The organism is Streptomyces sp. NPDC005898, assembly GCF_040629635.1.
Classification (GTDB): domain Bacteria; phylum Actinomycetota; class Actinomycetes; order Streptomycetales; family Streptomycetaceae; genus Streptomyces.
The window spans coordinates 314876-326795 of sequence record NZ_JBEXWC010000004.1 but is presented as its reverse complement, the minus strand read 5'-3'; the positions used below and the strand labels follow the sequence as shown (position 1 = coordinate 326795).

Sequence of the window (11920 nt, the reverse complement as noted above, 5' to 3'; positions counted from 1 at the left end):
GAGAGTGCCAGCGCCCACCCCCCACAAGGCAGCCACCCACCCTGGCGGAAACCCGCCACCCCTAAGCCCCCAGAACCACGAACCCCACAAGACCGACGCTCCCCTCCCCGTCCAGACCCCCGAAACCCCCCTCAGGGGCGCGAGGAACTGCGCGACCAGCCCCCACCCACCCGCACGGAAGCCCCACAAGCACACCCCCCCCCAGGGGCGCGAGGAACTGCGCGACCAGCCCCCACCCACCCGCACGGAAGCCCCACAGGCACAACCACCCCCTCCAGGGGCGCGGGGAACTGCGCGACCAACCCCCACCACCCGCACGGGACCCCCCAGACACCCCCGCCAAAAGAATCACCCGTCCAGCCCCGCCCCACCCGGCCCACCCCAACAGGCACACCCCCCGAACCCCCCCGCACGATGCGAACAAGGACCGCCGACCGCCGGTCCGTACGGTCCGCGCTCTCGGGAGGCCCCGCCATGACCGTCAGTCTGGAGCAGCTGCGCCGCTGCCACATCGCCGTCGATCTGGGCGCCGCACGCACCCGCGTATTCGTGAAGGGCGCAGGCCTCGTCGTGGACGAGCCGAGCGCCGCCGCGGTGAACACCCGTACGGGCGCACTCATCGCGGTCGGCCACTTCGCCGAGCAGATGACAGGACGTACGCCCGGTTACATCCGCGTGGTCCGCCCGGTCTCCGGCGGCACCGTCGTCGACATCGAGATGGCCCAGCGCATGCTGCGCCACCTGCTGGGCGAGAAGCTGCGCCGCACCCTGCGCCGCAAGCCGAGGCTGCGCGCCGCGGCGTGCACCCCGCACGACGCGGACCCGCTGGCCCAGCGCGCGGCGGTGGAGACGATGGTCGGCCTCGGCGCCCGCCGGGTCGAACTGGTCGACACCCTCATCGCGGCGGCCGTCGGCTGCGGCCTGCCCGTGGAGCGCCCCGAGGCGACGATGATCCTGGTCTGCGGCGCCGCCACGACCCAGGTGGCGGTCCTGTCCATGGGCTCGATCGTGACGGCCGAACGCATTCCCGTGGGCGGCGAGGCCATCGACCACGCCATCGTCCAGCACCTGCGCCACCAGCACGAACTGATGCTCCCCTCGCAGTCCGTACGCCCCCTCCAGCTCGCCCTGAGCGGCAACGGCCTCACTCCGCACGGCCCGGAGTCCACCGAGATCCACGGCAGGGACGTCGCGACGGGTCTGGCCCGCTCGGTCCATGTCGACACCGCCGCCGTCCGCGACGCGATCCACACCCCGCTCACGGCCGTGCTCGACGGGATCGGCAAGGTGCTGCGCGACTGCCCGCCGGACCTGGTGGCCGACCTCGCGGACCGCGGGATCATGATGGTCGGCGGCAGCGCGCGGCTGCCGGGCCTCGACCAGATGCTGCGGGACGCGACCGGAATGCCGGTACAGATCGCGGAACGGCCCGACGTGTGCGCCGTGCTCGGCCTCGGTGCGATGCTGGAGGGCAAGATCCAGCCACTGGTCCTGGACCCGCTGTCCGGCTGACCCACTGTCCGGGAGAGAGATGCCCGACGGAGCCGACGCGCCGCTGCCCTCGATGCCGCTGCTCGACGCGGTCCTCGGCGTCGGCGCGGACCTCGACCTGCGCGCCACGCTCCAGCACATCGTGGACAGCGCGAGACGGCTGACGGGCGCGGCGTACGGCTCGCTCGGCATGACCGCCCCCTCCCAGGAGGGCCCGGCCGAGCTGTTCGTCTCGGGCGAAGACGAAGGCAAGTACGAGGTCAAGGCCCACAGGATCAGCGACAGCGGTGATGACGTCGTACGCGTCCCGATCCACGTCCACGACGAGGCGTTCGGCGACCTCCTGCTCGCGGGCAAGGCGGAGGGCCCGTTCACCGAGGAGGACCGGCAGCTGCTGAGGGTGTTGGCGAGCCAGGCGGGCATCGCGATCGGCAACGCCCGCCTGTTCGAGGCGGCCCGCCAGCGCGAGCGGTGGATCGAGGGCGCCGCGGCCGTCACCACGGCGCTGCTCACGGGCGAGGCGGCGGCGGACGCGCTGATGACGGTCGCGGACCGGGCGAGGATCCTCGCGGGCGCGGCGGCGGGCGTGATCCTCCAGCCGACGGAGTCGGGCGGCATGCGCATCGTCGCCGCCTCCACGGACGGCCCGCCCCCGGGCCGCCCCGCCCCCACGGAGGGGCACCCCCCGCATACCCCCGACTCCACCACGCCCCTGACGCCCCCTCACCGGGAATCCCCGTCGGGGGCACCCGCGCAGAACGCCGACCCCGACCCGAACCCCGACGAGCCCGCAACCCCCCTGCCCGGCACCGGCGCCAGAACCCCGCCCGCCGACCCCACGCCACCTGACGCCACCCCCGCTCCGGACCCAGCGGCCGACGGCAACGGCACCGGCACCGGCACCGCCACCGGCGACGACCTCATCGGCACCACCATCGAGCCCGGCAGCGCCGTACTGACCCAACTGCTCGGCGGCGAACCGGTGTTCATCGAGGACTCCGCGACCGACCCCCGGATGACGACGCACGTACGCGCCCGTTTCGGGCCCAGCATGATGCTGCCGCTCCAGGCCGGCGGGCGGCTCATCGGAACGCTCGCCCTGCCCCGCAGGCGCGGCGCCCCCGCCTACACCGCGGCCGAGCGGCTGCTCGCCACCCAGTTCGCCTCGCAGGCGGCACTGGCGCTGGTCCTCGCCGACGCCCAGCAGAGCCGGCAGCGCCTCGCGGTGTTCGAGGACCGCGACCGCATCGCCCGCGACCTGCACGACCTCGTCGTCCAACGGCTCTTCGCGACCGGCATGATGCTGGAGTCGACCCGCCGCAAGGCGCACTCCCCGCAGGTGGAGTCCACGCTCGGGCACGCCGTGGACGAGCTGGAGTCCACCATCCAGGAGGTCCGCACGGCCATCTTCGCCCTCCAGCAGCCGCCCGCCGACGCCCCGACGACCTTCCGCGGCAAGGTCCTGCGCGAGACGGCGGGCGCCGCGGCGGTCCTCGGCATCCAGCCGTCGGTGCACTTCGGGGGCGCCGTCGACACCCGGATCACGGACCCGGCGGCGGGCCATCTCCTGGCCGCCCTGCGCCGCGCCCTGGCCGCCGCCTCGCGCCGCACCGGCGTCACCCGGGTCGACGTGGCCGTCGACGCGCGGGCGACGCTGCCCGACGGCCGCGAAGGCGTACGCCTGACGGTGTACGACGACGGGGCCACGGACGGCGTGGGCGTGGAGGCGGGCACGACGGTGACCTGGCAGTCACCGCTCCAGGCCCTGTGACCGTCCCCCGCCCCCATTCACAGCGCCACCACCGACACCTCCGTGGCCTTCACGCTCGTCCACACCCGCGCCCCGTCGGCCAGGCCCAGTTCCGCCGCCGCCTGTGGAGTGATCTCCGCGACCAGGTCGGGCGCCTCGTCCGAGACGACGAGGACGCGCAGCCTGCTCCCGGCGGCGGTGACCTCGCGCACCGTCCCCCGCCACACGTTCCTCGGGCTCCCCCCGGGCCGCTCACGGTGCACGGACACCGCCTCCGGGGCGATGACCGCCAGGGCCCGCGCGCCCTCCGCCGGCGGATCGGCGACGACCAGACGCCCGCGCCCCGCCAGGACGAGCGTGCCGTCCGCCGCCCCCGTGCCCGGCCAGGCGTTGCGGCCGAGCATCCGCGCCACCCACGGCGAACGCGGATGCCGCGTGACCTCGGCGGGCGGCGCGTCCTGCAACGTACGGCCGTCATCGAGTACGAGGATGCGGTCGGCCAGCGACACGGCCTCCACGGGGTCGTGCGTGACGACGAGGCACACGCCGCCGAACCCGTCGAGGTGGCGCCGCAACAGGTGGCGGACGTGCGCGCGGGTGGTCTGGTCGAGGGCGGCGAGGGGCTCGTCGAGGAGCAGCAGCCGGGGCCGGGCCGCGAGCGCCCGCGCGAGGGCGACCCGCTGGGCCTGGCCGCCGGACAGCTGGCCGGGTCTGCGGTGCGCGAGGTGACCGACGCCGAGCCGGTCGAGCCAGGCCCGCGCCTCGCCCCGGGCCGCCGCCCGCCGTACGCCCTGGGCGCGCAGCCCGTACGCGGTGTTGCCGAGGGCGCTCAGATGCGGGAAGAGCGCGCCGTCCTGGGGCACCCATGCCACCTTGCGCCGGTGCGGCGGCAGGGCGGTGACGTCGTGCTCCCCGAGCCGCAGCCGGGCGTGGGCGCGCGGGGTCAGGCCGAGGAGGGCGCGCAGGAGCGTCGTCTTGCCCGCGCCGTTGGGCCCGACGACGGCGATGGTGGTGCCGGGTTCGGCGTCGAGGGTCAGTTCGTCGGAGCCGGTGACGGCGGCGTGCAGGGCCCATTTCTCCTGCGGGTTCTTCTCCGGGTCCTCCTGCGGGGCGGGCACCGTGCCGGGCGCTGCCCCCACCGCGACCTCAGGGGCCTCAGGGGCCTCCGGCGCCCCCACCGCCTCCACGACCCCCGAAGGCTCCCGGACCTCCGGGGCCCGCACCCGCGTGCCCGCCCCGGCCGACCACCGCCCCCGCAGCCCCACCAGCACGGTCATGGCGATGGCGAGCAGCAGCAGGGAGAGGGAGGTCGCGGCCTGCGGGGACTCCTGGAGCAGCAGATACACCTGGAGCGGCAGGGTCTGGGTGGTGCCGGGGAGGTTGCCCGCGAAGGTGATGGTCGCGCCGAACTCCCCCAGCGCCCGCGCCCAGGTCAGCGCGGCGCCCGCGACGAGTCCGGGGGCGACCATCGGCAGCGTGACGGTGCCGAAGACCCGTAGGGGGGAGGCGCCGAGCGACGCCGCCGTCTCCTCGAAGCCGGGCCGCAGTCCGCCGAGGGCGCCTTCCAGGCTGATGACGAGGAACGGCATCGACACGAACGTCGCCGCCACGACCGCGCCCGAGGTGTGGAAGGGCAGGACGATGCCGAAGGCGCTCTCCAGCCAGGGCCCGAGCAGCCCGCGCCGCCCGAAGCCGAGCAGGAGCGCGACACCGCCGACGGTCGGCGGCAGCACCATCGGCAGCAGTACCAGGGACCGTACGAAGGCCTTCCCGGGGAAGTCCACGCGGGCGAGCAGCCAGGCCAGCGGCACCCCGAGCAGCAGGGAGAGCCCGAGCGCCCAGAAGGACACGAGCATCGACAGCTTCAGCGCCTGGGTGACCCCGGGCGCGGACAGATGAGCGCCCAGCTCACCCCACTCGGTGCGGGCGAGGATCCCGATCAGCGGCATGAGCAGGAACGCGATAGCCAGGAGTGCGGGCAGCGCGAGGGCGAGGGGCGCCCGGGTGCGGCCCGGGGCGGGGGCGCGGAGGCGAAGACGGGGTCGGCTCATCGGCGGTCCTGGGATCGGTGAGGGTGAGACGTACGACGTTGACACGAGCCCCGACCGCGAGGGGCGCGGCATGCGCTACGTACACGGCATGCGGACGTACGCGGCAGGAGAGGACGTACAACCGGGCGCCCGTGGCGGGGAGGCGGCGGGCGCCCGGAAGTCGATGCGCCGGGCAGGTGCCGGCGGCCGCGCCGGCATGCGAGCGGGCCCGGCACGCAAGCCGGACCCGCGTGCGCGCTAGGGCTTCTGGAAGCCCGCGTCCCGCAGGATCTTCTGCGCCTCGGCGGTGCTGAGCCACTTCACGAACGCGGCCGCGGCCTCCCCGTTGCCGGAGCCCTTGAGGGTCGCGGCCGGGTAGGAGGCCACGGCGTTCTGCGCGTCGGGGATGTCGACGGCGTCGACCTTGTCGGGCGCGGTCGCGGCGTCCGTCCGGTAGACGAGGCCGGCGTCGGCCTCGCCCAGCTCGACCTTGCTGAGCACGGACCGGACGTTGGCCTCCTTGGAGACGGGCTTCACCGTGACGTGCTGCCGGTCGAGGATCTGCTTGCTGTAGCGCCCGACCGGCACGGTGTCATCGGCGAGGACGACCTTCAGCCCGCTGTCCGCGAGGTCCTTGAGCCCCTTGATCCGGTCGGGGTTGCCCTCACGGGTGGCGATCACCAGCCGGTTCCTGGCGATCACGGTGGGGGTGCCGGTCTCGCCCTTGAGGCCGTCCATGGTGGTGGTGTCGGCGGTGACCAGCACATCGGCGGGCGCCCCCTGCCGGACCTGCGCGGCCAGTTCCTGGGAGCCGGCCGCGGAGATGGTCAGCCGCGTGCCGGGGTGGTCCTTCTCGTACTCCTTCTTGGCCGTGGCGAAGACGTCGGTGAGGGAGGAGGCGGCGAGGACGGTCAGCCGCACGTTCTTCCCGCCACCGTCCTTCCCGCTCTCGCCACTGTCGCCGCCGCCGCACGCCGCGAGCGGGACGAGCAGCGCGACGGTGACGACCGCGCCGGCGACCCGGCGGGCGCCGGGGACGCGGCGGGCGCCGGGCACGCGGAACTTCGGGGACACGGGAAACATGGGAGTCGCTCCTGGCTCAGACGCGGTCGATGTGCACGCTCGTGGACTTCACCCGGGCGGTGGCCTGCATCCCGACCTCCAGGCCGAGTTCCTCCACCGCCTCGCGGGTCAGCAGCGAGACCAGGCGGTGCGGGCCCGCCTGGATCTCCACCTGGGCGGCCACGTCACCGAGCTTCACGGCGGTGACGATGCCGGGAAAGGCGTTGCGGGCGGAGGTGTACGGAATGTCGTCGTCGCCGGTGCCGGCGCTCTGGGCGACCTCGACGCAGAACGCGGCGAGATCCCGGCCGTCGACGAGCCGCCGCCCGCCCTCGTCGCGGTGCGTGGCGACCCGCCCGGCGTCGGCCCAGCGGCGGGCGGTGTCGGCGCTGACCCCGAGCAGACGCGCGGCCTGCCCGATCGTGTAGGACTGCATGTGCGCCAAGATAAGGCCAAATGCCTGGCACCTGGAAACATTTCTGCGGATCATCCATGGCAGGTGCGAGGATCCATGGAGGAATCACCGAGACCCTCCGGGACGCGCACCGAGGCCTCTAGGGGAGGTCGGAGGCCGGAAACACACAACCTTCTCGCCGTGAACAGGCATACGTCGGCCGAGTCGGCCAACTCACCACCACATGGCACTCTTCGACAAACACGAAAACAAGCAGGAACGCGACCTGGGACGCGAGCAGGGACGCGACAGGGACGGCGACGACCACGCCCGTACCCACGACCAGCCGCACGAAGGCGAACCGGAGTCCGCGGCCGGTCCGGAGTCCGCGGCCGGTCCGGGACCGGCGGTCGAGGAGGCGGCCCCCGACGAACCCACCGAGCTGCCCGCCCGCTCCTGGTGGGCGGTGGCGCGGCGCACCGGCAAAGAGTTCATGGACGACGACCTGCCCGACCGGGCCGCCGCGCTGACGTACTACGGCGTGCTGTCGCTCTTCCCCGCGCTGCTCGTCCTGGTCTCGGTGCTGGGCGTGATCGGGAAGAAGGCCACCGACTCGGTCCTGGACAACCTGGAGAAGCTCGCGCCGGGCCCGGTCCGCGACCTGCTGAGCGACGCCGTACGCCAGTTGCAGGGCAGCGGCAGCACCAGCGGCGTGATGGCGATCGCGGGCCTGCTGCTCGCGGTGTGGTCGGCGTCCGGTTACGTGGGCGCGTTCATCCGCGCCTCCAACGCCGTGTACGACCTGCCCGAGGGCCGCCCGGTGTGGAAGCTGACGCCGCTGCGGATCGGCCTGACCCTGGCCCTCATGATCCTGCTGGCCGCCAGCGCGCTGATCGTGGTCTTCACGGGCCCGATCGCCCGGCGCGCGGGCGACGCCATCGGCCTGGGCGACGCGGCGCTCACCGCCTGGTCCATCGCGAAGTGGCCGGTGCTGCTGATCATCGTCATCCTGATGATCGCCCTGCTCTTCTGGCGCGCCCCGAACGTCCACGGCCCCGGCTTCCGCTGGCTGAGCCCCGGCAGTATCGTCGCGGTGCTCCTGTGGCTGGTGGCCTCGGCCGGCTTCGCGCTGTACGTCGCGGGCTTCGCCTCGTACAACAAGACGTACGGCACGCTGGCGGGTGTCGTGATCTTCCTGGTCTGGCTGTGGCTGTCGAACCTGGCCATCCTGCTCGGCCTGGAATTCGACGCGGAACTGGCCCGCCAGCGCGCGATCGCCGGCGGCATGCCCGCGGAGAAGGAGCCCTACGTGGAACCCCGCGACACCCGCAAATGGCCTCACCCCAACGGCACGGACCCCAACCCCACCTCTTGACCCCACCCCATATCGCGCACGAACCCCGGGCACCTATTCCCTACGGAACACCCCGCGGCACCTCGGCCCCCTTCCGCCTCCGGGTGGAGGGGGGCCGCCCCCATGCCAGGGCGAATCGTTCACCGACCAAAGCCCTCACACGAAACTGGCCCCGCCCATACCCTGACGGTGCCGAGCTGTTCAGAGAGGGGCGAGACCGTGCCATCTGATGCGACCCCGGCCCCGTACGCCGACCCGTTGCGCTTCGGCCAACGGGTGCAAATTCTCCGTAAGCGGGGCGGGATGACGCGCGCTCAGCTCGCCGACTTCATCGGGGTCTCACCCCACACACTGCGGAAGATCGAGAACGGCCGGCAGCACTCGCCGGGTCTCGCCATGGTGATGCGCATCGCCGAGGCACTCCGGGTAAGGGACCTCTCCGAGCTGACAGGGCATCCCGACATGCACGTGGACCTCTTCATCGGCCCCGGCCACCCTCGCCTCGGCGCGGTGAAGGCGGCCGTCGACTGCTTCTCCCTCTCCGAGAGCGTCGAACCGCCGCCCGTCGCCCATCTGACGGCGCGGCTCCACGCGGCGTGGAAGGCGCGTCACTCCGCCCCGAACCATCGCGAGGTCGTCGGGAGGCTGCTGCCCGACCTGATCCGTGACGCGCAGGCGCTCGCACGTACGGCTGACACGGCAAGGGACCGTCGCGCGGCCCAAGAGCTGCTCGCCGAGACGTACTCCCTCGCGCAGTTCTTCGTCGCCTACCAGCCAGATTCCGCGCTCCTGTGGCGCATCGCCGAACGCGGCATGGTGGCCGCGCAGGACTCCGGCGACCCCCACTCGATCGGCGTGGCCGCGTGGCTGCTGGCACAGGCGCACCGCGACAGCGGGCCGAACCACTTCGACGCGGCTGACGCCATCAACCTCGAAGCCATCCGGATCCTGACGCCCCTGCTTCCCGACGCGGACGCCGACCTCCTCGCCATCGCGGGCGCCCTGGAGTTCGAGCTGGGCTACACAGCGGCCCGCCGCCGGGACACGGGGACGGCGTGGCGGCACTGGGACACGGCCAACGACATGACCCAACGGTTGCCGAGCGAGTACTACCACCCGGTCACATCCTTCTCGCGCGCCATCATGGGAGCTCACGCGGTCACCGTGGCCGTCGAACTGCACCAGGGCGGGGAATCGGTGCGGCAGGCCGCCCGGGCGGACACAGCCGTCATCAGGTCGCGACCACGACGGGCCCGACACCGTATCGAGGAGGCTCGCGGCTACCAGCTGGACGGGCAGCCCGACGTGGCGATCGCAACTCTCGAGAAGGCGTACAAGGCCGCACCGGAAACGATCAAGTACAACGGGTACGCGCGGCGGATCATCCTGGAAGAGACCGAGTCGAAGGAGACAAACCGGCGGCGCCGCGCCTCACGCCTCGCCGTGAACGTTGGTCTCTTGTCTGCCTGAAACGAGGTGACCGGATCCCGGTCATCAGTCGGGACGCACCCCTCCTACCGTCGTCATCAGACCTGATCGACGCTGACGACGGCAGGGGCCCGGACGGTGGATACGCAGACGATGAACCTCCTCTCGGACTGGTTGGCACACTCCCAGCAGGCTCCCGAGCAGGCCCGGCGCGAATGGGCCGATACCGGCGTGGCGCTGCTGCCGCTCGGCCGGCGCTTCGAGGCGGTCCGCCTGCCCGAGCGGCTCGTGCTCGCGGCAGTGTGCACGACCGACCCGCAGCAGATCGCCCTCCTGCTCGGCCGCGCCCTCAACGGCCCCGTCATCCACGACAACCGGGCCATGGGCGGCACGTACTACGCCCTCACACGGCCCCGCACCGGGCGCGCGTGGGCGCACCAGGCCATCGCCCCCTGCCTGGGGACAGGAACCTACCTCGGCGTACCCCGCCTCGACCGCAGGAAGCCGCCTGGCACGCACTGGACGATCCCCCCACGCTTCGAGGGCGACCTGTGCGAACCGTGCACGGTAGCGGCGCTCATCACCTACGCGGTCAGCGTCAGCCCGGAGCCAGAACAATGACCGCCCACCCCAGGCCCCCAGAGCTGAACCCGTTGGAAATCCGCCAAGCGATCGTCAGGCACACCTACGACTGCCCCACGTGCAAGTCCATGGGCCGCATCTGCGCGAAGGGCCGCCGCCTACGCCGAACCCTGGAAGCGGCCCGCGAACAACCACCCGTACGCCAAGGCGGGGCCAGGGATGAGTGAGGGCACCCGATACTGCTGGCACTGCGACACCCCGATCACCAAAAACCACCCGGCACATTCGCAGTGAAGCTCTCCATCTCGACCGACGACGCCATCACCTGGCTCCACACCAAGTGCCCACAACCGCCCCGCTTCGTGCGACGCACACCCCGGCAGCCCCCCCCATCGCAGTTCCGCCGGAAAAGCAGACGGCGGGTAGGGGCGACGATTCGCCCCAAGCAGAGTGTTCAGTTGAGAGGCACGGTTAACACAGGTGGAGTAGTTCCTGTGCCCTGACGCCTGGGTGGAGCGGGTGGAACTCGAACGCTCCAAGTGCCGCCTCTCGACTACGGAGCCGCCGAAGGCACGGAAATACCACTCGCTTCCATGCGGCTGGCCCTTCGCCCTCCTCAAGCGGGGATCGGTCAAGCGTTCACCACACGGCCGCTCCCGTAGGCGCACACTCGGCCTGTCCCAACTCCCCCTCACCAGCGTGCTGGCGCGGAGCCGCCACATATGCCGACGAATGACTTCCGCAGGTGCAGCGCAAACACCACAAGCATCACCAGAGCTGCCGTAGAGGTGGAAGTGCGCTTGAGGTACTGGGCAAACTCCGCTGGCGTGTCGCAAACTCGGCACGCAAGCCTCTCAGTAGACGGCTGGGGCCGCGAACGTGTCAGCGCCTGCGAACCCACCTCAAGCCCCGCAGAAGCGGGGAACACGCAAACACCAGAGATCCCCAGGGAACACCCCCGCAGACGCAGGGATCACACCACGCACGCCAACCCATCGGCGAGCAACATAGAGATCCTTCGATCAACTACGCCTTGGAGCAGCTCTCTTCAGAACGAGAGAATGTCTGCTCCCCTGCCCGCTTCGCAAGTCGCCAATGCCATTCTTAGCCTGCACTCTGGGTACCGCAGTAACGAGGATTCCCCTCCTGGGCCGCAAGACTGGATGACGGGTGCCCGAAATGTCGGTTCACGCATTAGTGAGCAAAGTTGCCTCCCCCAGCCCATGAACGAGCAGGTCGCTTCCTGTGGTCCCCGCGCATGCGGGGGTGGTCCCCGTCGCTACCGTGAACCGCTGCTCCGTTGTTCCGTGGTCCCCGCGCATGCGGGGGTGGTCCCGCCCTGTCGGCGGCCTCCTCGTTCTTCACCTAGTGGTCCCCGCGCATGCGGGGGTGGTCCCGCCTGTGAGGGGTTGCGGCAGGTAGCGGGGGTGTGGTCCCCGCGCATGCGGGGGTGGTCCCTCCTCGTCGGTGGCGGTGATCAGTTGCAGCACGTGGTCCCCGCGCATGCGGGGGTGGTCCCGCGCATCAGCGGGCGCAGGCGACCGCCGAGGTGTGGTCCCCGCGCATGCGGGGGTGGTCCCGCTCTACACCTAGCTCTGGCCTGGGGGTTGAGGTGGTCCCCGCGCATGCGGGGGTGGTCCCCGGCAGGCCGCCGGGCAGGTGAAACAGGCCCGGTGGTCCCCGCGCATGCGGGGGTGGTCCCGCGCGGCCGGCTGGGGTGGCCTCGTAGAACTGGTGGTCCCCGCGCGTGCGGGGGTGGTCCCTTCACCACGTCCCTGACCGGCTCGGCGGCGACGAAGTCCCCCCGCGTGCGTGGGTGGCCCTCTGCC

Annotated in this window: 8 protein-coding genes; 5 read left to right on the top strand and 3 right to left on the bottom strand. The window is 72.2% G+C overall.

Annotated elements, in window-relative coordinates:
* Positions 1-474 precede the first annotated feature (474 nt).
* A complete protein-coding gene (locus ABZ385_RS08730; RefSeq protein WP_358590605.1) occupies positions 475-1512 on the top strand; it encodes a rod shape-determining protein in 1038 nt (345 codons plus the stop codon).
* Positions 1513-1531: 19 nt separating this feature from the next.
* Positions 1532-3262, top strand: a complete 1731-nt coding sequence (locus tag ABZ385_RS08725; RefSeq protein ID WP_358910531.1) for a GAF domain-containing protein — start codon at positions 1532-1534, stop codon at positions 3260-3262.
* Between the two features lie 17 nt (positions 3263-3279).
* Here the strand turns inward: ABZ385_RS08725 and ABZ385_RS08720 are convergent, their stop codons facing one another.
* The 3 genes from ABZ385_RS08720 to ABZ385_RS08710 all read right to left on the bottom strand — a co-directional run bounded on the left by ABZ385_RS08720 (position 3280) and on the right by ABZ385_RS08710 (position 6769).
* Positions 3280-5292 carry an ABC transporter permease gene (locus tag ABZ385_RS08720; RefSeq protein ID WP_358910529.1) on the bottom strand — a complete coding sequence of 671 codons (2013 nt, stop codon included), beginning with the start codon at positions 5290-5292 and terminating at the stop codon, positions 3280-3282.
* Between the two features lie 237 nt (positions 5293-5529).
* Positions 5530-6354, bottom strand: a complete 825-nt coding sequence (modA, locus tag ABZ385_RS08715) for a molybdate ABC transporter substrate-binding protein (RefSeq protein WP_358910527.1) — start codon at positions 6352-6354, stop codon at positions 5530-5532.
* Between the two features lie 16 nt (positions 6355-6370).
* The gene (locus ABZ385_RS08710) at positions 6371-6769 is read right to left on the bottom strand and encodes a helix-turn-helix transcriptional regulator (protein ID WP_358584360.1); all 399 of its coding nucleotides are present in this window, start codon (positions 6767-6769) and stop codon (positions 6371-6373) included.
* A 202-nt stretch (positions 6770-6971) separates the two neighbouring features.
* Between ABZ385_RS08710 and ABZ385_RS08705 the strand changes: the two genes are divergently transcribed.
* The 3 genes from ABZ385_RS08705 (at position 6972) to ABZ385_RS08695 (ending at position 10130) form a co-directional block, all read left to right on the top strand.
* Positions 6972-8102 (top strand): YihY/virulence factor BrkB family protein, encoded by a 1131-nt coding sequence (locus ABZ385_RS08705; RefSeq protein WP_358910525.1) that lies wholly within the window; start codon positions 6972-6974, stop codon positions 8100-8102.
* 198 nt (positions 8103-8300) lie between these two features.
* Entirely contained in the window at positions 8301-9551 is a 1251-nt protein-coding gene (locus ABZ385_RS08700) for a helix-turn-helix transcriptional regulator (RefSeq protein WP_358910523.1), read from the top strand.
* Between the two features lie 96 nt (positions 9552-9647).
* Positions 9648-10130 carry a hypothetical protein gene (locus ABZ385_RS08695; protein WP_358697658.1) on the top strand — a complete coding sequence of 161 codons (483 nt, stop codon included), beginning with the start codon at positions 9648-9650 and terminating at the stop codon, positions 10128-10130.
* The last annotated feature ends 1790 nt before the right edge of the window (positions 10131-11920 follow it).